Genomic DNA, 23994 nt, shown 5'->3' with positions numbered 1-23994 from the left:
TTCCGATGCTGCTTTCTTTACATGTCGTAATAATGACAATTGCGTGACGGCACTACAGGGTCTGCTTAACGAAGGCGTGGCAGTCGCTACGTGGCGGTGCGCCGCGCCGGAAAAGGGGTTTTCCCGCATGGCGGACGCAAGCGCACGGATGTCCGAAGCGAACCGGGCCGGCGGCCCGTTACGACGTGCTGGTGCTGCGTTGACCGGAGAAGCCCGCGTGTGGAGCGAAACCCTCGTGGTGCGCGGTGATGATGGCGTGCTGCGCGGCTCGACGATTGCGCCGCCCGCGTATAGATCAAGATAGACGCTCGCGACACGCGGCGCCATCGTGCTGCAAGGAAGAGTGTACGGGTATGGATGCGCGTGGGAAATATTTGCGGGCGTTTTTATGCGTATCGAGGGTATCGAATGGGTTGCATACCCGATGAGTCCCCTTTTTGCTACCCTCAAAGTAACGTCGTGTTGCGGGGGAGTGTCGATGAAGCAAGACAGCGGGACAACCAGCCAACTGGCGCAGGACGCTTCGGCGCAGCAGGCATTTGCATCCTATGCCAGGCCGCTGATCGGCGAGGCGATCGAACTTGCCGAGGCGGTGCATCAGGACCCGTCGCCCGAAGCGCTGCACGAGCTGCGCGTATCGTTGCGGCGCTTGCGCTCATTGTGGTGGGCCTTCGCGCCGTTGCTCGACGAGGGCGAGAATGCACGCCAGCGCGCGGTCTATCAGTTTCTCGCGAGCGCGGCCGGCAAGACGCGCGACTGGGACATCCTGATCGAATTGCTCGCGCGGCACAGCGGCGTGCGGGAACTGATACCCAGGCTCGAGGAAGCACGCGGCGAAACGCTTGCGGTTAGCCGCCAAACGCTTCTGAATGCGGATGTCAAGCATCTGCTGCGCGATGCATTCACGCGCACGACGGCGGAACTGAATACCGCGCACGCACCGCGTATTGCGCTGCGTCAATTTGCGTTCAAGCGCGTCAGCGCATCGAAGCGGTCGATGAAAAAGCGCGTCAAACGCGCAAGCCGCGCAAAGCGCTCCGATTACGCGGCTTTTCACGACGTCAGGAAAGCGGGCAAGAAACTGCGCTATCTGTTCGAGTTTTTCGGGCCGGTTCTGAAGGGCGGCCAGAAGCGCACGCTCAAGCGTTTAAAGCGCATCCAGAAATGCTTCGGCGAGCTGAACGACACGGTCGCAAGCGAGGCGCTGTTGCGCGACAATGCCGCATTGCTGGCCGGCGCCGGCGATTTCGACGGCGCGCTGCAGTGGCTCGATAAGGAGCGCAAGCGCCATTTGCGCGTGGTGGCCGGATTGCTGCGCTGATCGCACGCGCTTACGCAGTGCGATGCAGTGCGACGCAGTTCGGCTCGCCGACGCCGCGCGGGCCTGCCAGATTCGAAGCATGACCGGGGTGTAGGCCGCGGCGCAACGACGCCGCGGCGGAATCGTCCGCGAAAGGAGAGTTGATGAGCGTGGCATGGCGGACGCTGCTGTGGCGGTTGCATACGATGTTTCATCTCGGCAGGGCCGCCATGACGCGCTACCTCGGCAACCGGCCATGGCTCGCCGGCGTGGCGGGCACGCTGGTCGCCACGCTCATGGCGGTGCTGACGCTATTGACGCTCGACGCGGGCCGCACCGAAACGCTCGATCATGCGCGGCAGACCTCGCGCAATCTCGTCTCGATCATTTCCGCGGATCTCGCGCGCAACGTCGAAATCTACGACCTGTCGCTGCAATCGATGGTGGACGGCGCGCGCAATCCGGTTATCTCGGCATTGCCCGTCAAGGTGCGGCGCTCGCTGCTGTTCGAGCGCGCGACCACCGCGCCCTATCTCGGCGGCGCCTATCTGATCGGCGCCAATGGCGCAGTCATGGTCGCGCAATACGACGACGCCCACCCCGCGGTTCGTCTCGACGACCGCGATTATTTTCAGGCGCAGCAGCGCAATCCGGCGGCCGGCCTGTTTTTCTCGCATCCTTACCGCTCGCGGCTGCGCGACAACAAACTGTCGATTGCGCTGACGCGGCGCATCAACGACGAGCAGGGCGGCTTTGCCGGTATCGCGCTGATCGCGATTCGCATCGAGTATTTCCAGCATCTGATCGATCGCGTCGATCCCGGCAAACAGGGCTCGGTGTTTATCGCGATGAGCGACGGCACGCTGCTTGCGCGCAAGCCGTTTGTCGCGCGCGATATCGGTGCGAGTATCGCGAAGTCGCTCTCCTTTCAGACGATGGCCACGCACGATGCCGGGACCTATCTGTCGGTCGCGGCCGTCGACGGCGTGCGCCGCATCTATAGCTACGCGCATGTACCGGGCACGCCGCTGATCGCGGTGGTGGCGCCTGCCGTCGACGACGTGCTCGAACCGTGGCGGCACCGCACCGAGATTGCCGTTGCGCTGACGTTCGTATTCGGCGGCGTCTTCGTTTTCGTGTCGTGGCTGCTGGCGTTTGCATTGCGCGACAAGCAGCGCGCGCAGGCCGCGCTGGTGCGGCTTGCCGCGACCGATCCGCTGACGCGGCTCAGCAATCGCCGCGTGCTCGACAAACGGCTCGACGAAGAATGGGGACGCGCGCGGCGCGAGCAGCAGCCGTTGTCGGTGCTGTTTGTCGATATCGATCACTTCAAGCGCTTCAACGATACCTATGGTCATGCGAGCGGCGACGAAACGCTGATCGCGGTGGCCCGTTGCATCTCGTCGGTTGCGCGGCGCCCGGCCGATCTGGTCGCACGCTATGGCGGCGAGGAGTTCGTGGTGCTGCTGCCGGACACGACGGCGCAGGGCGCCTTCGAGGTTGCCGAGCAGATTCGCCGCAAGGTGGCAAGCCTGGCGATCGAGCGCGGGCACGATACGCCGCTTGCAGTGACGGTGAGCGTCGGTTGCGCGAGCGCGATGCCCGCGCATGGCGGCAGCGCGCTCGAATTGCTGGCTACCGCCGATCAGCAGTTGTATATCGCCAAGGAGCAGGGACGCAATCGCACGAGATCGGCGCAATGGGACGAGTGCGCGGCGACGCAGGGGGCGTAGGTATCGGTGCTTTGTGCGGCAAGGCATGTGGCGCAAAGCAAAGCGCATGCGGGGCTGAAGCGGCGCTGGTGCGGCCCTTGTGTCGTTGTGGCCGTGCCGCGTGGCTTCGCGATTGCCGCCGTGCGGCACGGTGCGCCTCGATGCGCTTGAAGCCGCTTCAATCCGCTTGAGCCTGCTTGAGCCCGCCTGGCCTTGCTTTACCCCCGCCTGACTCCGCTTCAACTTGCCCTGACGCGGCTTACACGCGGCGCGCTGCGTGGCGCGAAACCGCGCAGCGTGATCGCATCCTGCGTGTCGCCGCGCGAGCGCGGCATCTTCGTGGCCGCCGCAATCTGTCCATCCTTATGCGCCGGCAAGCCGACCGGAAAGCCGCGCCGCTGCCATGCGTCGAGCCCGCCGCGTAGCGCTCGAATCCGCGTATAGCCGTTGCTGCGCATCCGTTGCGAGACGTCGAGCGCGGTCGCGCTGTCCGGGCAGATGCAGTAGATCACCATGTCGTGCGCACGCAGCGCACCGTCGAGCTGCTCGGGCGAATGCGGATCGAGCGCGAGCGCGCCGGGGATGCCGTGCGTCGAGTCGAGCAGCGGCGCGCCGGGCCGGGCATCGAAGACTTGCGACGGCGCCATGCGGCGCCAGCCGCGCGCGATTTTCGGCGCGGGCCGCGCGGGTTGCATGGATGACTGCAGCGAGGCTTGCAGCGAGGCTGCGCGCGCGAGCCGCCGCCCCCGGTCGCGCGCATACAGGCGATACAGCAGATACGCGAGCGCCGCGGCGAGCAGGAGATCGGCGAGCGTGCCGCCGCGCGATTCGACGAACGCGCGCAGCATATGCAGCTCTCTTTGGACCGCCGCGCCGCCCAGCAGCCAGAACGTCGCCCAGCCGAGCGCGCTCATGACATCCCAGAGCGCGTAGATGCGGGCATCGACGGCGGTCGTGCCCATCAGCGGCGGGGTGATGAGGCCGAGCCCCGGTACGAACTTCGAGATCGACACGAGCGGCACGCCATAGTGCTCGAAGAGCGAGCGCGCCATGTCGAGCCGCGTATCGACGGCCGGCGACAGACGGCCGAGCGCTGCCAGCAGCTTGCGGCCATAGAGACGGCCCGCGGCGAACCAGGCGCCGTCGCCGAGCACTGCGCCGAGCACGGCCGCGCCGAGCACCGGCCAGAACGACAACGTGCCGGCGGCGATCGCCGAGCCCGCGAACAGCAGCACCGGGACCGCGGGAATCGGCATGCCGAGGCGCGTCAGCAAGACATTGGCGAATACGATTGCGCCGCCCCAGGTGGAAATCGCCGACGACGGAAGCTCTACCAATTGAGGCGCTCCTGTTCCTGCGGTTGGGCTGATGCTGCCGGGGCGGCTGGCCCTGGCCGGCTTCACTTGACCGGCTTCACTTGACCGGCTTCAGCGGCCAGCTTCAGTGGTCAGCGTCAGGGGCCGCGACGGCCTGCAAGGCAAGGCTCGGGCATTCGGAAGAAGTCTCGAGCCCTGATCCCGCTCACGTATTCGGCACCGCCATTCCGCCGGGGCTGCCGACGATCGACAGAAACTCGCGGCGCGTCGACGGATCGGTGCGGAACGTGCCGAGCATGCGCGAGGTGACCATCGTGACGCCGGCCTTATGCACGCCGCGCGTCGACATGCACTGGTGCGCGGCTTCGAGAATCACGCCGACGCCGGCCGGTTGCAGCACGTCGTTCAGCGTATCGGCGATCTGCACGGTCATCTTTTCCTGGATCTGCAGACGCTTCGCGAATGCATCGACGAGCCGCGCGAGCTTCGAGATGCCCACCACGCGATGCTGCGGCAGATAGGCGACGTGCGCGCGGCCGATGATCGGCACCATATGGTGCTCGCAATAGCTTTCGAAGCGGATGTCCTTCAGCACGATCATTTCGTCGTAGCCGTCCACTTCGGAGAAGGTGCGGGCGAGGATTTCGCGCGGATCGGTCTGGTAGCCCGCGAAGAACTCCTCGTACGAGCGGACCACGCGCGCGGGCGTGTCGAGCAGCCCTTCGCGGCGCGGATCGTCGCCGGCCCAGCGCAACAGCACGCGCACGGCGGCTTCAGCTTCTTCGCGGCTCGGGCGGGGCTCGGCCGCTGCGGTTTTGGTCTTTTTTGCCTTGCTGCTGGTCATGCGTCGTTCCTCCTGGATCGCGCGGCGACGCTGCGCGTGGCGCGCGGGGTCAGTCACTGCGGCCATTGTTCCATGTTTGCGCGCAAAGGTGTCGAAGTTCCCGGCGGCGGTCAGAGCGCGCGAGGGAACCGCGTCGATTGCCGCGCGCCCGCGTGCGAAGCGGCACGCTTACTTTGGCCATTCGTCCATCGCGTCGTTGAAGAGCTCGGAGACCACGCCGCGCAGCCACGTGCCGCGCGGATCGTTATGAAACTTGCGATGCCAGTGCTGCCGCAGATCGAAGCGCGGCAACGGCAGCGGCGGTTCGACCAGCATGATCGACGCATGCTCGGAGACATAGGCGAAGCCGATCGCGTGCGGCACCGTCGCGAGCAGGTCGGTGCGCGCGAGGATAAACGGCAGGCTCATGAAGTGCGGCGTTTCGAGCACCGCGCGGCGGTTGATGCGCTTTTTCGCCAGATACTGTTCGAGCACTTCCTGGCTGCGTCCCTCGGAGCGCACGACCGCGTGGCCCGAGGCGATGTACTGCTGGAGCGTGAGCGGCGCCTTCGCGAGCGGATGGCCGCTGCGCATCAGGCAGATGAAGCGGTGCGTGAAAAGCCGCTGCTGGAAAAAGTTATTGCCCGCGAGGTCCGGGAAATAGCCGACCGCCAGATCGACGTCGCCCGATTCGAGCCCGCGTTCTACCTGCGACGGCGACAGCGTGACCGAGCGCAGATTCGCGCACGGCGCGCGCTCGGCGAACAGTTGCAAAAGCCGCGGCAGAAACACGATCTCACCGACGTCGGACAGCGCGATCGAAAACGTATGGGTGCTGGTGGCCGGCTCGAAGTCCTGCACGTCGAGCATGCCTTTCTCGATGCGCAGGAGCGCGTCGCGCGCGGCGGGCAGGATCGCGAGCGCGCGCGGCGTCGGCTCCATGCCTTTGGAGGTGCGCACGAAGAGCGGATCGTCGAAGTATTCGCGCAGCCGGCCGAGCGCGGTGCTGACGCGCGGCTGGCTCACGCCGAGCTGCTCGGCGGCGCGGCTCACGTTGCGCGTGTCTTCCATCGCGACGAGGTAGGGGATCAGGTTCAGATCCAGCGGTGTCTCGGACATGCTCGGCTCGTTATCGGCTTGCGGGGCGGGCGGTCGGGCGGGCACGGGTGCGGCCCGGGTGTGGCCCGTTTGTGCCTATTCCGTATCGCTATAAAGGGTAGTTGAAAAATCGCCCGTAAGCATACTGGGAATAGCCGTCGGCGGTTTTTTCGCGCGCCGCGAAGCGCGCGTTGTCATGTGCCGCGACCTATGATGAAGGGGATTTCCCTGCCTTGACAATGCGGCCCAAGGGCAACCATAATCGCCGAATCGTTCGCTAAACGAATCACTGTTCATACAACGAACAAATCGACGGTGAACGAACCGAAGGCGCCAGCCCGCTCCCAACGTCGCGAGCCGTCGCCAGCATGCCCGGAGACTGTTCCGCGCGAGCCTTGCCGGTTACGGCGGTACGCTCGGCGGCACGTAGCGCCCCCAAAGGAAATTCGACATGATCAACAAGATTTTCGAGTCACTGCAGTCGGCGGTCGCCGATGTCCACGACGGCGCGACCGTCATGATCGGCGGCTTCGGCACGGCAGGGATGCCGTCGGAGCTGATCGACGCGCTTATCGAGCAAGGCGCGCGCGACCTGACCATCGTCAACAACAACGCCGGTAACGGCGACATCGGCCTCGCCGCGCTGCTGAAGACCAAGCGCGTGCGCAAGATCGTCTGCTCGTTCCCGCGCCAGAGCGATTCGTATGTGTTCGATGCGCTCTATCGCTCCGGCGAAATCGAACTCGAACTCGTGCCGCAAGGCAATCTCGCCGAGCGCATCCGCGCGGCGGGCGCCGGCATCGGCGGCTTTTTCACGCCGACCGCGTACGGCACCAAGCTCGCCGAAGGCAAGGAAACGCGCCTGATCGACGGCCGCCACTATGTGCTCGAAGCGCCGCTGCATGCGGACTTCGCGCTGATCAAGGCGTACAAGGGCGACCGCTGGGGCAACCTGATCTATCGCAAGACCGCGCGCAACTTCGGCCCGATCATGGCGAGCGCGGCGAAAACCGCGATCGTGCAGGTCTCGCAAGTCGTGCCGCTCGGCGGCCTCGACCCGGAAGAAATCGTCACGCCGGGCATTTTCGTGCAACGCGTGATCGAAGTGCCGCAAGCGGTGCATGCCCCGACGCCCAATCCTCACGACGCTGCTGCCTGATTCGGAGACCGACATGAAGAAACTGACCCGCGATGAAATGGCCAAGCGCGTTGCCCAGGATATTCCTGAAGGCGCTTACGTGAACCTCGGCATCGGCGTGCCGACGCTGGTGGCGAACCACCTCGCCACCGACAAGGAAATCTTCCTGCACAGCGAAAACGGTCTGCTCGGCATGGGCCCGGCACCGGCGAAGGGCGAGGAAGACGACGAACTGATCAACGCCGGCAAGCAGCACGTTACGCTGCTGACGGGCGGCGCCTATTTCCACCACGCCGATTCGTTCGCGATGATGCGCGGCGGCCATCTCGACTTCTGCGTGCTCGGCGCGTTCCAGGTGTCGGCGAAGGGCGACCTCGCGAACTGGCACACCGGCGCACCCGACGCGATTCCGGCTGTCGGCGGCGCGATGGACCTCGCGATCGGCGCGAAGCAGGTCTACGTGATGATGGAGCACCTGACCAAGCAGGGCGAAAGCAAGATTGCCGCCGAGTGCTCGTACCCGGTTACCGGTGTCGGCTGCGTGACCCGTATCTATACGGACCTCGCGATGATCGACGTGGCGAAGGAAGGCCTCGTGGTGCGCGAGATCTTCTCGGATATCGGCTTCGACGAGCTGGTGAAGCTGACCGGCGTGCCGATGACCGACGGCACGCAGTCCGCGCGCGCGGCCTGATGGCTGGCTGAGTGGTGCGACAGGGCCGGCGCCGATGGAGCAAACGCTTCGTTGGCGCCGGCCCGGCAATTTCGGCGCCATGCCCGCCGCGTTTGGCGCAAAATACACGGCGACGCGCAATCGTGCGAACCGGCGTGTCAGGCCACCTGATGCGGCCCTGCGCCGGGCGAGCGTGAGCGCGAAGCACGACATGACGTGTGCAGCCGGAGATTGCGACCGCGGCAAGCGCGGCAAGCGCGCCGGCTCGCGTCAACGTTGAGCCGTTGCGCGCCACGCTCATTCTTCATCCCCGATTCCCTCGAACCCGACGTCACCATGCTCGACTCCAGCGCCCGTCTGACTGGCCTTCTTTGCGGCACGCAGCCGATGAACGACATCTGGGCGCCGCGTGCCACGCTGCAACGGATGCTCGACGTCGAAGCCGCGCTCGCGCGCGCTTCGGCCGCCCATCATGTCATTCCCCACACCGCCGTGCCTGCGATCGAGGCGGCCTGCCAGGCCGACCAGCTCGACGCCGACGCGCTCGCGCGCGATGCCGCGCTCGGCGGCAATCTCGCGATTCCGCTCGTCAAGCAACTGACCGCGCGCGTCAAGGCCGCCGATGCCGAAGCCGGCAAATACGTGCACTGGGGCGCGACGAGCCAGGACATTATCGATACGGCGACGGTGCTGCAACTGCGCGACACGTTCGATCTGCTCGACAGCGGTTTGCAAGCCACCTGCGACGCGGTCGCGACACTCGCGGCCACCCATCGCGCGACGCCGATGATCGGCCGCACATGGCTGCAACAGGCGCTGCCGATCACGCTCGGCCTCAAGTTCGCGCAATGGCTCGACGCGCTGCTGCGTCATCGCGAGCGGCTCGATGCATTGCGCGAGCGCGTGCTCGTGCTGCAATTCGGCGGCGCGGCCGGCACGCTCGCGAGTCTGCGCGAGGCGGCGCCGCAGGTTACGCAAGCGCTCGCGAAGGAACTCGGCCTTGCCGTACCGACCTTGCCGTGGCATACGCAGCGCGATCGCATCGCCGAAACGGCAGCGCTGTTCGGCATGCTGATTGGCACGCTCGGCAAGATCGCACGCGATATCTCGCTACAGATGCAGACCGAAATCGACGAGCTTGCAGAACCGGCCGCGGCCGGCAAGGGCGGTTCGTCGACCATGCCGCACAAGCGCAACCCGGTCGGCTGTGCGGCCGTGCTGACCGCCGCGACGCGCGCGCCGGGACTCGTCTCGACCGTGTTCGCGGGCATGGTGCAGGAGCACGAACGCGCGCTCGGCGGCTGGCAGGCCGAATGGGACGCGCTGCCGGACCTCGCGCGCCTCGCGGGCGGCGCGCTCGCGAATATCGAGCAGATCGCCGCCGGCCTGAATGTGAACGTGACGCGTCTCGCCGCGAATCTCGACGTCACGCACGGCCTGATTCTCGGCGAAGCGGTCATGCTCGCGCTCGGCGATTCGATTGGCCGGCTCGACGCGCACCATCTGGTCGAGCGCGCCTCGAAGGCGGCGATCCGCGACGGCAAGACGCTGTACGAGGTGCTGTCCGCCGACGCGGACGTCACCGCCCATCTTTCGGCCGAGCGCCTGCAAGCGCTGCTCGACCCCGCTCAATACGTCGGCCAGGCGCACGCATATGTGGACGCGGCGCTGGCGCTTCATTCCACGCGCGCGCAGCGCGCCCATTCCAAGGAGTAACCGGCATGCCCTACGCCGCAGTCAACGGCACCGAGCTTCACTACCGCATCGACGGCGACCGTCACGGCCACGCGCCGTGGATCGTGCTGTCGAATTCGCTCGGCAGCGATCTGTCCATGTGGACGCCGCAGGTCGCGGCGTTGTCGAAACATTTCCGCGTGCTGCGCTACGACACGCGCGGCCACGGCCATTCGGAAGCGCCGAAGGGGCCGTACACGATCGAGCAACTGACCGGTGACGTGATCGGCCTGATGGATACGCTGAAGATCGCGCGCGCGCATTTTTGCGGCGTGTCGATGGGCGGCCTGACCGGCGTCGGTCTTGCCGCGCGTTATGGCGACCGCTTCGAGCGCGTCGTGCTGTGCAATACGGCCGCGCGCATCGGCTCGCCGGAAGTGTGGGTGCCGCGCGCCGCGAAGGCCCGCAACGAAGGCATGCTCGCGCTGGCCGACGCGGTGCTGCCGCGCTGGTTTACGGCTGACTTTATCGAGCGTGAGCCGATCGTGCTGGCGATGATCCGCGACGTGTTCGTGCATACCGACAAGGAAGGCTATGCATCGAACTGCGACGCGATCGACGCGACCGACCTGCGCCCCGAAGCGCCCGGCATCAGGCTGCCGGCGCTCGTCATCAGCGGCACGCACGACGTTGCCGCGACGCCCGCGCAAGGCCGCGAACTGGCCCAGGCGATTCCGGGCGCGCGCTATGTCGAACTCGACGCCTCGCATATTTCCAACATCGAGAAGGCCGACGCTTTCACGAAGACCGTACTCGACTTCCTGACGGAGACGAAATGAACGACGAAGACCGCTACGAAGCCGGAATAGGCGTGCGCCGCGCAGTGCTCGGCAATGCGCACGTCGACCGCTCGCTTGCGAATCGCACCGAGCTGACCGAAGAATTCCAGAACTTTATCTCGCGCTATGCATGGGGCGAGATCTGGACGCGCGATGGCCTGCCGCGTCATACGCGCAGCCTGCTGACCATTGCGATGATGGTCGCGCTGAACCGCAACGAAGAACTCGCGCTGCATCTGCGCGCCGCGAAGAACAACGGCGTGACGCGCGAGCAGATCAAGGAAGTGCTGATGCAGAGCGCGATCTATTGCGGCGTGCCGGCAGCCAATTCGGCGTTCCATCTCGCCGACAAGCTGTTCCGCGAAGACGATGCCGCGGCGGCGGCAAAGCCTTAAGCGTATCGCAAGCCGCATCGCATCTTCTGCTGATTGAAGATGAAGAACGCGCGCCGGGATGTTGTCCGGCGCGCGTTTTTTTATGCACGGCGGCGCCACTGCGGCGCGCCTACCTGGCGTTGCCGCATCCAGCAGGTTCCGCGACCCCACGCAACGAGTATTGGCCCGCCGCCACACACTGCACGCCCGTTCGCTTCGGCGTAGATTTTGTGTGGGTTGTGATGCGGGATGATTCACTGGTAGTGTCCTGCCTTTGACGCGGGCGCATGGTGCCGCACGCGCTGCAACGCCCGCCGATCGTGTCGACGCGCCCGCCGCTCGCACGCCTTTCGGCTGGCCGCCGAGGGTCGCAATGCTTTCGAATCTGCTGGTACAACTGGTCAACGGACTTGCCGATGCCTCGACGCTGTTTCTCGTTGCCGCCGGCCTGTCGCTGATCTTCGGCGTAACGCGCATCGTCAACTTTGCGCATGGCTCGTTCTATATGATCGGGATTTACGTCGCGTACAGCATCGCGAGCCGCTTCGGCCATACGGTAGCGGGCTTCTGGCTGTCGGTGCTGGCTGCCGCGCTGGCGGTCGCGGTGCTCGGCGCGCTCGTCGAAATCGTGGTGCTGCGGCGTATCTATCAGGCACCCGAGTTATTCCATCTGCTCGCGACATTTGCGCTCGTGCTGATCTTTCGCGATGCCGCGCTCTGGCTGTGGGGCCCCGACGATCTGTTCGGCCCGCGCGCGCCGCATCTCGCGGGCGCGGTCGATTTTCTCGGCCATCCGCTGCCGACCTACGATATCGCGCTGATCGTCATCGGTCCGCTGGTGCTGCTGCTGCTCTGGTATGCGTTGACGCGCACGCGCTGGGGCACGCTCGTGCGCGCCGCGACGCAGGACCGCGAGATGCTCGGCGCGCTCGGCATCAACCAGGCGTGGCTGTTTACCGGCGTGTTTTTCGTCGGCGCGTTTCTCGCTGGGCTCGGCGGCGCGCTGCAAGGGCCGCGCATGTCGGCGAACCTGTCGCTCGATCTCGAGACGATCGGCAATGCGTTCGTGGTCGTCGTGGTCGGCGGCATGGGTTCGATTCCGGGGGCGTTTATCGCGGCGCTGCTGATCGCCGAGATCAAGGCGCTATGCATCGGCATCGGCCATGTGACGCTGTTCGGCGTGGGCCTGTCGCTGAGCCGTTTTACGCTCGTCGCGGAGTTCGTCGTGATGGCGGTCGTGCTTGTCGTGCGGCCGTGGGGACTGCTCGGCCGCGCGAGCGTCGCGGTGCGCGGCATGGGCGCGCCGGAAGCGCCTCTGCGTCCCGCGAGCAGGCGCGTGAAGTGGCTCGCCGCGCTCGTGCTGCTGGTTCTCGCGCTCGCGCCGCTCGCGGCCGGGGCGTTTCCGTATATGCCGGTGCTGCTCGTCGAAATCCTGATCGCGGTGCTGTTCGCGGCGAGCCTGCATTTCATCATGGGGCCGGGCGGCATGCATTCATTCGGCCATGCTGCGTATTTCGGGCTCGGCGCATACGGCGCCGCGCTGTTTCTCAAGGTGCTCGATCTGCCGATGGAAGCCGCGCTGCTGCTCGGCCCGCTGCTTGCCGTGCTTGGCGCGCTCGTATTCGGCTGGTTCTGCGTGCGCCTCTCGGGCGTCTATCTCGCGATGCTCACGCTCGCGTTCGCGCAGATCGTCTGGTCCGTCGTATTCCAGTGGGACGACGTGACGGGCGGCAGCAACGGCGTGCTCGGCTTATGGCCGTCGAACTGGCTGGCGTCGCCGCTTGCCTACTATTACCTGACGCTCGTTTGTGCCGGACTCGGTGTGTGGCTGTTGCGCCGCATGCTGTTTTCGCCGCTCGGCTATGCGATGCGCGCGTCGCGCGATTCCGTGCTGCGCGCCGAGGCGATCGGCATCGATGCCAGGCGCGTGCAGTGGGCCGCGTTCGTGATCGCGGCGCTGTTCTGCGGGCTCGCCGGTTCGCTGTATGCGTTCTCGAAGGGCACTATTTCGCCGGACGTCATCAGCGTGAGCCGTTCGGTCGACGGTCTCGTGATGGTGCTGCTCGGCGGCCTGCAAACGCTGAGCGGGCCGCTCGTCGGCGCGGCCGTATTCACCTGGTTGCAGGATACGGTCGCGCGGCAGACCGACTATTGGCAGGCGCTGCTCGGCCTCGCGATCCTGCTGCTCGTGATCGCGTTTCCGCAGGGCATGGTCGGCTTCGTTCGCGAGCGTTTCGGCGATGCGAGCCTCGATCATACCGATGAAAACAGCGGCGGCACGTCACCCGCGCAGCGCACCGAAGCGCTCAAGGAGGGCCTATGAGTCTGCTGCGCGTGAGCGGCCTGTCGAAATCGTTCGGCGGCGTCAAGGCCGTCGACGACGTTTCCTTCGCTCTCGAAGCCGGTCAACTGCTGGCGCTGCTCGGGCCCAACGGCGCGGGCAAATCGACCTGCTTCAATATGGTCAACGGACAGTTGCCGCCATCGTCGGGCTCGATTCTTCTCGACGGTCACGAACTGGTCGGCATGCGTCCGCGCGATATCTGGCGGCTTGGCGTGGGCCGCACGTTCCAGATTGCCGCTACGTTCAATTCGATGACCGTGCTCGAAAACGTGCAGATGGCGCTCGTGTCGCGCGAGAAAAAGACCTTCGGCATATGGAAGCCGGCGCGCTTGCGTTATGCCGACGAAGCGTTCGCGCTGCTCGAACAGGTCGGCATGGCCGGGCACGCGAGCCGCGCATGCGGCGTGCTCGCGTATGGCGACGTGAAGCGCGTCGAGCTCGCGATCGCGCTCGCGAATCGTCCAAAGCTGTTGCTGATGGACGAACCGACGGCCGGCATGGCGCCGCAGGAGCGTCATGAATTGATGGCGCTGACCAAACGGCTCGTTATCGAGAACGGGATCGGCGTGCTGTTTACCGAGCACAGCATGGACGTGGTGTTTGCCTACGCCGATCGCATGATCGTGCTCGCGCGCGGCAAGCTGATCGCCGAGGGCGATGCGCAGACGATCCGCAACGACGCACGCGTGCAGGAAGTCTATTTCGGCACCGGCAAGACGTTCCGGCCGCAGGCGCCGTTGCTTCACGCAGCAGGTGGCGCGAACGGCCACGGTCGAGACGAAGGGGTGCGGCAATGAGCGAACCGATGCTGAAGGTAGCCGGCCTCAACGCGTTCTATGGCCGCGCGCATATCCTGTTCGACGTCGATCTCGAAGTCGGCCGCGGCGAAGTCGTCGCGCTGCTCGGCCGCAACGGCGCGGGTAAATCGACGACGATGAAAGCGATCATGGGGTTGCTGCCGCGCCGTCGCGGCGAAGTGACGTTTCGCGGCCAGAATATCGGCGCGCTGCCGCCGCACAGGATCGCGCGCATGGGCGTCGGCTTCGTGCCCGAGGACCGCCGCCTATTCGCCGATCTGAGCGTGATGGAAAATCTCGATACGGGCCGCCAGCCACCGCGCGAAGGCGCGCCGCAATGGACGCCGGACAAGCTGTTTCGCCTCTTTCCGAATCTCGGCGAAATGCCGAAGCGCCCAGGCGGACAGATGAGCGGCGGCGAGCAGCAGATGCTCACGGTGTCGCGCACGCTGATGGGCAATCCTTACCTGGTGTTGCTCGACGAACCGTCCGAAGGCGTCGCGCCCGTGATCGTCGAGCAGATGGCGAACATGATTCTCGAACTGAAGCGCGAGGGACTCTCTATTCTGTTATCCGAACAGAATCTTCATTTCGCCGAACTGGTCAGCGATCGCGCGTACGTGCTTGAAAAAGGGCAGATTCGTTTCGGCGGCACACTCGGCGAGCTTGCGCAAAACGATACGGTCAGGCGTGCATGTCTAAGCGTATGAGTCGGCGTATGAATGAGCGTATGAAGCGATACGGTACGATGCCCGCTTGTTGCGGCGAGTATCGCCTCGGTTGCCGCGCCGCCCGCCACTCGAATACCGGAAAAACCCCGCAATCCTTCAGACCACGGAGAAACGCATGACCACGCGCGCAGGATGGATCTCTCGCCTCATGGTGTCGGCCGCGTGCTCGTTTGCCGCATTCGGCGCGGGCGCACAGCAGACCATCAAAATCGGCGAGATCAATAGCTACAAGGCGCAACCCGCCTTTCTCGGACCTTACCGCAACGGCTGGACTCTCGCGCTCGAACAGGTGAACGCGGCGGGCGGCGTACTCGGCAAGCCGCTCGAAGTGATTTCGCGCGACGACAACGGCAACCCCGGCGATACGATTCGCGTCGCGCAGGAGCTGATCGCGCGCGAGCAGGTGCAACTGCTGTTCGGCGGTTATCTGTCGAATACGGGCCTCGCGCTCACCGACTTTGCGAAGCAGAAGAAGATGTTCTTCCTCGCCGCCGAACCGCTGACCGACAAGATCGTCTGGGCCGACGGCAATCAATACACGTACCGTCTGCGTCCGTCGACCTATATGCAGGTTGCGATGCTCGTGCCGGAAGCGGCGAAGCTCAAGAAGAAGCGCTGGGCGCTCGTCTACCCGAACTACGAGTACGGGCAGTCGGCGGTGGCGACCTTCAAGAAACTGCTGACGGCCGCGCAGCCCGACGTGCAGTTCGTCGTCGAACAGGCCACGCCGCTTGGCAATATCGACGCGGGCGCCGTGACCCAGGCGATCGCCGATGCGAAGCCCGACGCGATCTTCAACGTGCTGTTCAGCGCGGACCTCGGCAAGTTCGTGCGCGAGGGCAATACGCGAGGGCTCTTCAAGGATCGCGCGGTCGTTTCGCTGCTGACCGGCGAGCCCGACTATCTCGATCCGCTCGGGGCCGAAGCGCCGAGCGGCTGGATCGTGACCGGTTATCCGTGGTATTCGATCGATACGGCGGCGAACAAAAAATTCGTCGAGGCGTATCAGGCGCGCTTCCACGATTATCCGCGGCTCGGTTCGGTGGTCGGCTATACGGCGATGATGTCGATCGCGGACGGGATTCGAAAGGCCGGCTCGGTCGATTCCGACAAGCTGGCCGCCGCGTTCAAGGGGCTTAATGTGCAGACGCCGTTCGGGCCGATCATGTTCCGTCCGCAGGACAACCAGTCGACCATGGGCGCGTATGTCGGCGTGACGGCGCTGAAGGACGGCAAGGGCGTGATGACGTCGTACCGGTATATCGACGGCGCGAGCGTGCAGCCGTCGGATGCCGAGGTGAAGAAACTGCGGCCGGCGGAGTAGCGGAGTAGGGGGCCGGCGGCCTAAAAATACCGGCGGCCTTCACGCTTCACGACACCGAAGGCCGCCGCCAGCTACTCTTCCGCGTCGTGCTCCATGACGAAGTGCTTCAGATAGGCGAGCACGGCCGCTTCCATCGCACGATGATCGGCGGTGCTTTTCGAGCCCGCGCTGGCCTCGTCGCCGAATAGCGTGGCCGGCGCGTCGTGCACGTCCACTTCCTGCCCTTCGCGAAACACGCGAATTTCGTGGACGTCTTCGGCATATTCGGCGACCCAGTGCACGCCCTCGATATGCGTACCCGCGCGAACGGTGGGACTCTTCATGAACGTCTCCTCAAAGCGGTCGACCTGAGTTGGCGCTTCAGCGCCGACTCCGATTCCATGCACCATGCAAAGCGATCGACCTGAGTTAACTCTTCATCGCCTATTCTGATCCCATACCCGGCGGTCGGCCAGATCAGGTATCACCTCAGGTCTCACTTTACACACGGTTCTGCGCAAACCGCATCGCGCGCGCCTCGCAAATGTGGACACGACTCCGTGTAATCCCTGGCATGGATTTAGCCGCGTATTACCTCAGCGGCAGTTGGGGTCGCTACATTTGATTCCGTGACCGGCGCGAATCGGCTCGCGCAGTGCCTCACGCGGCCCGGCTCGCGCATCGCACACTGACGGAGAGGGATATGGCCAAGCTTATCCACACGATGATTCGCGTGCGCGATCTGGAGCGCTCGCTCGCTTTCTATGAGACCGTGCTCGGCATGACGCCGAGCCATCGGCTCGATTTCGACGACTTCTCGCTCGTCTATCTGCGCAACGGCGAAGCCGATGCCGAAATCGAACTCACCTGGAACAAAGGCCGCGAGACGCCGTACACGCATGGCGACGGCTACGGCCACGTCGCCGTCGTGGTCGACGACACGCACGCGGAGCGCGAACGCCTGCTCGGTCTCGGCTTCGCGCCCAAGGACCTGCGCGAGTTTAAAAACGACGCGGGCGAATTGCTTGCGCGCTACTTCTTTATCGAAGACCCGGACGGCTACAAGATCGAGGTGCTGGAGAAGCACGGACACTATCGCTAGTCCGGCACCCGCCCGCGCGCAAGGATGCCCACAGTCCGCGCGCCAACATGGAAGGAGACGACGATGACAGGCAAGACCATCGATATTGCCCTCGACGCGCAAGCGGCGAGCGGGACGCGTGCGCGCATCGCGCTTACGCGCCGCGAATGGCTCAAGGGCACGGGCATTCTGATCGGCACGCTCGCGGTATCTTCCTCGCTGGCGATGTTCGCGCCGAGCCGCGTCTGGGCGCTCGAACTCAAGCATCTCGATACGCATCAGGGCGCCGTGCTGCTGGCGCTGACGAAGCAGCTCTATCCGCACAAGACGCTCGACGATGCCGTCTATGCGCTCGCGGTCAAGGACCTCGACGCCAAGGCGCAGCAGGACGCGGCCGTGCGCAAGCAACTGGCCGACGGCGTGACAGCGCTCGATAAAAAAGCCCCCGGCGGAGACTGGACAAAGCAGGCGGCCGAGGCGCAGGCCAGCGACGTTGCCGCCCTCGCGGGCACGCCGTTCTTCGAAACGGTGCGCGGCACGGCCGTGGTGTCGATCTACAGCAGCACGCTCGCGTATCAACATTTCGGCTATGGCGCGAGCGAGGGCGACGGCGGCTATCTGTTCAAGGGCTTCAACAATCTCGCGTGGCTGCCCGAGCCGCCCGCCGAGGACAGCGGCCCGGTTCCGGCGGCGTGACATCGGGAGACCCAACATGGCAACGACACAAGGCAGCACACGCTTTTCGCTCGACGACCATAACGTGGTCGTCATCATCGGCTCCGGCGCGGGCGGCGGCACGCTCGCGAACGAACTCGCGCAGAAGGGCATCGATGTGGTCGTGCTCGAAGCGGGCGCGCACAACACGCCGGCCGATTTCAAAACGGAAGAGTGGGATGCGTTCCATCTGCTCTCCTGGCTCGATCCGCGCACGGCCTCGGGCAGCTGGCGCGTGGCGCGCGATTTCCCCCATCTGCCCGCGTGGATCTGCAAGACGGTCGGCGGCACGACCACGCACTGGGCCGGCGCGAGCCTGCGCATCCAGCCGCACGAATTCAAGGCGCGCACGACCTATGGCGTCATCGACGGCGCGACGCTGCTCGACTGGCCCGTGACGCGCGAGGATCTCGATCCGTACTACGACCGCGCCGAGAAGAAGATGGGCGTGACGCGCACGAACGGCTGGCCGGGCCTGCCGGGCAACAATAATTTCAAGGTGATGTTCGCGGGCGCGACCAAGGTCGGCTATCGCCAATGCAACACCGGGCATATGGCGATCAACAGCGTGAATCGCGACGATCGCAGCCACTGCTATCAACGCGGCTTCTGCTTTCAGGGCTGCCGCTTCAGCGCGAAGTGGTCCACGCTCTATACCGAGCTTCCGAAGGCGCAGGCGACGGGCCATATGGAATTGCGGCCGCATTCGCACGTTGCGCGCATCGAACACGATGCGCACGGCAAGGTGAATGCCGTGCTCTACTACGACGGCAAAGGCAAGCTGCAACGCCAGAAGGCGCGCGTGGTGGCGGTCGCGGGCAATTCGATCGAAACGCCGCGTTTGCTGCTTGCCTCGGCATCGAGCCGCTATCCGAACGGACTCGCCAATTCGTCGGACCAGGTGGGACGCAATTACATGCGCCATACGACGGGCTCCGTCTACGCCACGTTCGAAAACAAGGTCGAGATGTTCAAGGGCACGACGATGGCCGGCATCATCGAGGACGAAGCGCGCTTCGATCCGAAGCGCGGCTTCGCCGGCGGCTATCATATGGAGACCATCTCGCTCGGCTTGCCGTTTTACGCGGCGTTCCTGAATCCCGGTGCGTGGGGCGCCGACTTTGCGCACGCGATGGACGCGTATCCGTATACGGCGGGCATGTGGATCGTCGGCGAGGACATGCCGCGCGCGAACAACCGCATTACGCTCAATCACGACGTGAAGGATCAGTTCGGACTGCCGGTGGCCAACGTCAATTTCGACGATCATCCCAATGACGAGGCGATGCGCGAACATGGCTTCAAGCAGGGCACGGCCGTGTACGAAGCGGCGGGTGCGAAGACGGTGTATCGCGTGCCGCCTTATCCGTCGACGCATAATCTCGGCACGGCCCGCATGAGCGCGCGAGCGGAAGACGGCGTATGCAACCGCTTCGGGCAGACGCACGACATTGCGAATCTGTTTATTTCGGATGGCAGCCAGTTCACGACCGGCGCGGGCGAGAATCCCACCTTGACCATCGTGACGCTCGCGATCCGCCAGGCCGACTATATCGCCGGGCAGATGAGCAAACGCGAAATCTGACGGGCTGGCGTAGCGGCGCGAGGTGGGGCGAGGGCCGCTACGTCATCATTTGCGAGGGACAGTATGTGCAATGTCTATGTCAACGCCGATCCGATCCTCTATGAATCGCGCACGCGCGCGCTGCGTATTCATGGCGTCGTTACGACGGTCCGGCTCGAAAATCTCTTCTGGGATGTACTCCAAGAAATCGCCAACCGCGAGAACATGACCACGACCCAATTCGCCGTCAAGCTCTACGACGAACTGCTGGCCTTGCGCGGCGAAGAGCCGCTGAATTTCGCGTCTTTTCTGCGCGTATGCTGCCTGCGGTATTTATCGACGAGTGCCGCGCGCAACGAGGCGGCGGGAGACTTGCCGGGCAATCCCGCCTTTCGGCCCAAGATCGTGAAGACTGTTTGAACCTGTGCGTTTGAAGCCGCGTGTTTGAGCACGTGTGTTTGAACGCGCGTATCGCATGCGCATCTACAGGCGCATCCACGCGAGGCGCGATAAAAAAAGCGGCGGCACGCCAACGCGTGCCGCCGCTTCTGCTTGCGCCGAGGGTGTTTCGAGCCGCGCTTACTGCACGGTCGCGAGCACCTCGCCAACCGTCCTGAAGAGATGCGCGATCTGCTCCTCGTCGATGATGAGCGGCGGCGAAAACGCGAGGATATCGCCGGTAAAGCGGATCAGCACGCCCGCCTCGAAGCATTTGACGAACGCCTCGTAGGCCCGCGCGCCCGGCGCGCCGTCGCGCGATTCGAGCTCGATGCCCGCGACGAGGCCGAGGTTGCGCACGTCCTTCACGTGCTTCGCGCCGCGCAGCGCATGCGCGGCCGCTTCGAACGTTGGCGCGAGGTCGGCCGCGCGTTCGAACAGTTTGTCGCGGCGATACAGGTCGATCGTCGCGATCGCGGCGGCGGCCGCGGCCGGATGCGCCGAATACGTGTAGCCGTGGAACAGCTCGATCGCGCTCGGCGCGCCGCTATTCACGACCGTATCGTGGATCGCACGGCTCGCCGCGACCGCGCCCATCGGAATCGCCGCGTTGTTGATCGCCTTCGCCAGCGTGATGATGTCCGGCGTCACGCCGAAGCGCTCGCTCGCGGTCGCCTTGCCGAGGCGGCCAAAGCCCGTGATGACCTCGTCGAAAATCAGCAGGATGCCGTGCTTCGTACAGATTTCGCGCAGCTTCTGCAGATAGCCTTGCGGCGGAATCAGCACGCCGGTCGAACCGGCCACCGGCTCGACGATGACCGCGGCGATCGTCGACGCATCGTGCAGCGCGACGAGGCGCTCCAGTTCCTCGGCCAGATGCGCGCCCCACGCGGGCTGGCCCTTCGAGAACGCATTGTGTTCGAGGTTGTGCGTGTGCGGCAGATGGTCGATCGCGGGCAGCAGCGCGCCCGAGAAGGCCTTGCGGTTCGGCGAGATGCCGCCGACCGAAATGCCGCCGAAGCCGACGCCGTGATAGCCGCGCTCGCGGCCGATCAGACGCGTGCGCTGGCCTTCGCCGCGCGCGCGGTGATAGGCCAGCGCGATTTTCAGCGCGGTATCGACCGATTCGGAGCCCGAGTTCGTAAAGAAGATGCGGTCGAGACCGGCCGGCATCAATTCGGCGACCTTGGCGGCCGCTTCGAACGCGAGCGGGTGACCCATCTGGAAGGTCGGCGCGTAATCGAGCGTCGAGAGCTGCGCGGTGATCGCCGCGACGATCTCGTCACGGCTATGACCCGCATTCACGCACCATAGACCCGCGCAGCAGTCGAGCACTTCGCGCCCGTCGGTGCTGCGGTAGTACATGCCCTTCGCCGATTCCAGCAGGCGCGGCGCGGCCTTGAACTGGCGGTTGGCGGTGAAGGGCATCCAGAACGACGACAGATCGTCGATGACGGGGCGCGAGTTCATGGCATTTCCTTGGAGTAGGTGGGGGTGCGGGTTTTCTGCGTAGCCAAACTGTAGCGCTCGCGGTTTAATGACGGCATAAACAGTTGACGAAGTGTGGTGCTAACTGTGCTGGCGGATTCGCGTGAACTGTTCCGGTGGGCGATCGATTCACGGCGCGAATGCTCAGGCACCGCATCCACAGCGTCCATTCACCCCGGCCGGCCGTCGCGGCCCGTTTTTTTGCCTGGATTCATCGCCCGCATCATGATCGAACTGGAACTTCAGCGCGACCGGCGCGCCGCGCCGACGCTCGTCGAGCAGGTCGTGCAAGGCTTCGCGCAGGCGATCGAGGCGCAATCGCTGCGCGCGGGCGCGCTGCTGCCGTCGGTGCGGCAGCTCGCGCACAGCCATGCACTGAGCACCTTCACGGTGACCGAGGCCTACGGCCGGCTCGTCTCGATGGGGCTCGTGGTCGCGCGGCGCGGCTCCGGCTATCGCGTGGCGGCGCGCGGACCGGCCACGCGCGCGGCCGCCGACGACTGGCAGCCGCCGAGCCTGACCGCGACCTGGCTGCTGTCCGACGTGTTCGCCGACCATTCGGTGCCGATCAAGGCCGGCTGCGGCTGGCTGCCGGCCGAGTGGATCAACGAAAGCGGTTTGCAGCATGCGTTGCGGGCGATAAGCCGGGTGCCGGCCGTGCGCCTCGGCGACTACGGTCATCCGTACGGTTTCGCGCCGTTGCGCGAGCGCGTCGCCGAACAACTGGACCGGCGCGGCCTGCCCGTCGACGTGACGAACGTGCTGCTCACCCAGGGCGCGACGCAGGGGCTCGATCTGATCGTGCGCACGCTGCTGCGCGCGGGCGATACGGTGATCGTCGAAGATCCCGGCTATTGCAATCTGCTGCAGATCCTCAAGCTCGCCGGCCTCGTCGTGCATGGCGTGCCGCGCACGCCGGCCGGCATCGATACCGACGTGCTCGACACGCTGGTCGCGCGGCACAAGCCGAAGGCGATCTTCGTCAATACGACGCTGCAGAATCCGACCGGTGCGACCTTCGGCATGTCGGCCGCGTTCCGTGTGCTGCAGATCGCCGAGCGCGAGCGCATGTGGGTGATCGAGGACGACGTGAGCCGCGAACTCGCGCCGTCGGGCGCGCCGCTTTTTGCCGCGATGGAAGGGCTGCAGCGCGTGGTGTACGTGAGCGGCTTTTCGAAGACGGTGACGCCCGCGCTGCGCTGCGGCTATGTGGTGGCCGAGACGGCGGTGCTGCGCGAACTCGCGCGCACGAAGATGGCGGTGGGGCTGACGTCGTCGGAAACGATCGAGCGGATTGTCGACAAGGTGCTGGTCGAGGGGCGCTATGCGCGCCATGTCGAAACCGTCAACGAACGGCTCAAGCTCGCGCAGGCCGCGCTCGAAGAACGGCTCGATGCGCTCGGGCTCGAGATTTTTCACCGGCCGCGCGCGGGGCTTTTCATGATGGCGCGCCTGCCGATCGAGCCCGAGCGCGCGGGCGAGGTCGCGACGGCCGCGCTCGCGCATGGCATCTGGCTCGCGCCCGGTTCCTACTTCCGTCCCGACGACGCGCCGAGCACGTGGTTCCGCTTCAACGCGCCGTATTCGACCGACGATGCGTTGTGGCGCTTCATCGAGCGGGTCGGGCAGGGCGCGTTCTGAGCGCGGCGGGCGGATGTGGCAGTGCGAGGCGTGCTACGAAAGCCGTAACGTGCGGCACCGCGGCGCTGTGTTGTGCGGTGTTAGGCCGCGAAGGCCGGCCGTGCTCAGCCGCCGTGGCCGAACAGCTTCAGCGCGATCGGATACAGCGAGGCCACCAGCAGCAGCGCCATCGCCACGTTGAAGATGCGCAGCCGCTTCGGATTCGACAGCACCTGTCGCATGGCCGTGCCGAAACCCGCCCATAGGCAGATGCACGGAAAGCCGATCACGTAGAACACCACCGCCATCGCGACGACGTTCATGCCGAAGCTCTCGCTGAGGTGGATCGTCGTGGCCGCGGTCAGCACCATCATCCACGCCTTCGGATTGACCCACTGGAACGCGATCGCTTCGTGAAAGCGCATGGGCCGGCGCTCGCCCTTCTTGAGCTTCAGTTCGCCCGAGGTGCCGATTTTCCACGCCAGATACAGCAGATACACGACGCTGACGGCTTCGAGCACCGTGTACAGCACGGGGAAATGCACGAACGCCTCGCCGAGACCGATGCCGACCGACAGCATCAACAGCACCATGCCGGCGCTGATGCCGGACAGGTGCGGCAGCGTGCGGCGAAAGCCGAAATTGACGCCCGAGGCCAGCAGCATGGTGTTGTTCGGACCGGGCGTGATCGACGTGACGAGCGCGAACAGAATGCCGGCGGGCAGCGCGCTGAGACTGACGTAAGACATGAATGGCTCCGTGGCGGCGGAAAGGTGAATGACCGATGAAGCTCATTCTATCGGGGTGATCCGGTACAGTACCTATACGGTTTTGGGAATGATGTCCGGTACGGATCGGGGCCTCATGGGAAGCGTGATCCATGCCTCTCACGGAGCAGGGGACGGCGGACAGCAGTGCGGGCGGTGGTGCCATTTCTTGCCGCGCAACGCGTCAGGGACCTGCAAAT

General features: G+C 65.3%; 22 protein-coding genes. 16 read left to right on the top strand and 6 right to left on the bottom strand.

The window, feature by feature from the left end; all coding sequences use genetic code 11:
• Window positions 1–478: 478 nt before the first annotated feature.
• A complete protein-coding gene (locus tag F3J19_RS19630; protein WP_167044657.1) occupies window positions 479–1321 on the top strand; it encodes a CHAD domain-containing protein in 843 nt (280 codons plus the stop codon).
• Window positions 1322–1464: 143 nt separating this feature from the next.
• The gene (locus F3J19_RS19625; RefSeq protein WP_240159089.1) at window positions 1465–3033 is read left to right on the top strand and encodes a GGDEF domain-containing protein; all 1569 of its coding nucleotides are present in this window, start codon (window positions 1465–1467) and stop codon (window positions 3031–3033) included.
• A gap of 218 nt (window positions 3034–3251) precedes the next feature.
• Here F3J19_RS19625 and F3J19_RS19620 read toward each other — a convergent pair whose 3' ends face one another.
• The 3 genes from F3J19_RS19620 to F3J19_RS19610 form a co-directional block, all read right to left on the bottom strand.
• A complete protein-coding gene (locus F3J19_RS19620) occupies window positions 3252–4349 on the bottom strand; it encodes a VTT domain-containing protein (protein WP_167044654.1) in 1098 nt (365 codons plus the stop codon).
• 184 nt (window positions 4350–4533) lie between these two features.
• Window positions 4534–5172 carry a GTP cyclohydrolase I FolE gene (gene folE, locus F3J19_RS19615; RefSeq protein WP_167044651.1) on the bottom strand — a complete coding sequence of 213 codons (639 nt, stop codon included), beginning with the start codon at window positions 5170–5172 and terminating at the stop codon, window positions 4534–4536.
• A 168-nt stretch (window positions 5173–5340) separates the two neighbouring features.
• Window positions 5341–6270, bottom strand: coding sequence for a LysR family transcriptional regulator (locus tag F3J19_RS19610; RefSeq protein WP_167044647.1), 930 nt, complete (start codon window positions 6268–6270; stop codon window positions 5341–5343).
• Between the two features lie 430 nt (window positions 6271–6700).
• Here F3J19_RS19610 and F3J19_RS19605 point away from each other — a divergent pair, with 430 nt between their 5' ends.
• From F3J19_RS19605 to F3J19_RS19565, 9 genes are all read left to right on the top strand, one after another.
• On the top strand, window positions 6701–7408 hold the full coding sequence (locus F3J19_RS19605; RefSeq protein ID WP_167044644.1) for a 3-oxoacid CoA-transferase subunit A: 708 nt from the start codon (window positions 6701–6703) through the stop codon (window positions 7406–7408).
• A 13-nt stretch (window positions 7409–7421) separates the two neighbouring features.
• On the top strand, window positions 7422–8081 hold the full coding sequence (locus F3J19_RS19600) for a 3-oxoacid CoA-transferase subunit B (protein ID WP_167044641.1): 660 nt from the start codon (window positions 7422–7424) through the stop codon (window positions 8079–8081).
• A gap of 315 nt (window positions 8082–8396) precedes the next feature.
• Window positions 8397–9776, top strand: a complete 1380-nt coding sequence (locus F3J19_RS19595) for a 3-carboxy-cis,cis-muconate cycloisomerase (RefSeq protein ID WP_167044638.1) — start codon at window positions 8397–8399, stop codon at window positions 9774–9776.
• Window positions 9777–9781: 5 nt separating this feature from the next.
• On the top strand, window positions 9782–10573 hold the full coding sequence (gene pcaD, locus F3J19_RS19590) for a 3-oxoadipate enol-lactonase (protein WP_167044635.1): 792 nt from the start codon (window positions 9782–9784) through the stop codon (window positions 10571–10573).
• Window positions 10570–10968, top strand: a complete 399-nt coding sequence (gene pcaC, locus F3J19_RS19585; RefSeq protein WP_167044632.1) for a 4-carboxymuconolactone decarboxylase — start codon at window positions 10570–10572, stop codon at window positions 10966–10968. Before pcaD ends, pcaC begins: the two co-directional genes overlap by 4 nt.
• Before the next feature lie 352 nt (window positions 10969–11320).
• On the top strand, window positions 11321–13270 hold the full coding sequence (locus tag F3J19_RS19580) for an ABC transporter permease (protein ID WP_167044629.1): 1950 nt from the start codon (window positions 11321–11323) through the stop codon (window positions 13268–13270).
• Window positions 13267–14088 (top strand): ABC transporter ATP-binding protein, encoded by an 822-nt coding sequence (locus tag F3J19_RS19575; RefSeq protein WP_167044626.1) that lies wholly within the window; start codon window positions 13267–13269, stop codon window positions 14086–14088. The genes F3J19_RS19580 and F3J19_RS19575 overlap by 4 nt, the downstream gene beginning before the upstream one ends.
• Window positions 14085–14798, top strand: a complete 714-nt coding sequence (locus F3J19_RS19570) for an ABC transporter ATP-binding protein (protein WP_167044623.1) — start codon at window positions 14085–14087, stop codon at window positions 14796–14798. Before F3J19_RS19575 ends, F3J19_RS19570 begins: the two co-directional genes overlap by 4 nt.
• Window positions 14799–14934: 136 nt before the next feature.
• Entirely contained in the window at window positions 14935–16143 is a 1209-nt protein-coding gene (locus tag F3J19_RS19565) for an ABC transporter substrate-binding protein (RefSeq protein ID WP_167044620.1), read from the top strand.
• A 71-nt stretch (window positions 16144–16214) separates the two neighbouring features.
• Here the strand turns inward: F3J19_RS19565 and F3J19_RS19560 are convergent, their stop codons facing one another.
• Complete coding sequence (locus tag F3J19_RS19560; RefSeq protein WP_167044617.1) at window positions 16215–16466, bottom strand: hypothetical protein; 252 nt, start codon at window positions 16464–16466, stop codon at window positions 16215–16217.
• Between the two features lie 359 nt (window positions 16467–16825).
• Here F3J19_RS19560 and F3J19_RS19555 point away from each other — a divergent pair, with 359 nt between their 5' ends.
• The 4 genes from F3J19_RS19555 (at window position 16826) to F3J19_RS19540 (ending at window position 19901) form a co-directional block, all read left to right on the top strand.
• A complete protein-coding gene (locus tag F3J19_RS19555; protein WP_167044613.1) occupies window positions 16826–17224 on the top strand; it encodes a VOC family protein in 399 nt (132 codons plus the stop codon).
• 63 nt (window positions 17225–17287) lie between these two features.
• Window positions 17288–17899, top strand: a complete 612-nt coding sequence (locus tag F3J19_RS19550; protein ID WP_167044610.1) for a tat (twin-arginine translocation) pathway signal sequence — start codon at window positions 17288–17290, stop codon at window positions 17897–17899.
• Between the two features lie 16 nt (window positions 17900–17915).
• Entirely contained in the window at window positions 17916–19502 is a 1587-nt protein-coding gene (locus F3J19_RS19545; RefSeq protein ID WP_167044607.1) for a GMC family oxidoreductase, read from the top strand.
• A gap of 63 nt (window positions 19503–19565) precedes the next feature.
• Window positions 19566–19901 (top strand): ribbon-helix-helix domain-containing protein, encoded by a 336-nt coding sequence (locus F3J19_RS19540; protein WP_167044604.1) that lies wholly within the window; start codon window positions 19566–19568, stop codon window positions 19899–19901.
• A 159-nt stretch (window positions 19902–20060) separates the two neighbouring features.
• Here F3J19_RS19540 and F3J19_RS19535 read toward each other — a convergent pair whose 3' ends face one another.
• On the bottom strand, window positions 20061–21389 hold the full coding sequence (locus tag F3J19_RS19535) for an aspartate aminotransferase family protein (protein WP_167044601.1): 1329 nt from the start codon (window positions 21387–21389) through the stop codon (window positions 20061–20063).
• 243 nt (window positions 21390–21632) lie between these two features.
• On the opposite strand from F3J19_RS19535, the gene F3J19_RS19530 reads away from it, so the two are divergent.
• Window positions 21633–23048, top strand: coding sequence for a PLP-dependent aminotransferase family protein (locus F3J19_RS19530; RefSeq protein WP_167044598.1), 1416 nt, complete (start codon window positions 21633–21635; stop codon window positions 23046–23048).
• A 104-nt stretch (window positions 23049–23152) separates the two neighbouring features.
• Here the strand turns inward: F3J19_RS19530 and F3J19_RS19525 are convergent, their stop codons facing one another.
• The gene (locus tag F3J19_RS19525; RefSeq protein WP_167044595.1) at window positions 23153–23776 is read right to left on the bottom strand and encodes a LysE family translocator; all 624 of its coding nucleotides are present in this window, start codon (window positions 23774–23776) and stop codon (window positions 23153–23155) included.
• Window positions 23777–23994 lie beyond the last annotated feature (218 nt).

It is taken from the genome of Burkholderia sp. Ax-1724, from assembly GCF_011752995.1.
In the GTDB taxonomy this organism is placed as follows: Bacteria; Pseudomonadota; Gammaproteobacteria; order Burkholderiales; family Burkholderiaceae; genus Paraburkholderia.
Note: the sequence above shows the minus strand (reverse complement) of the source record. Positions and strands in the feature narration are given on the sequence as shown.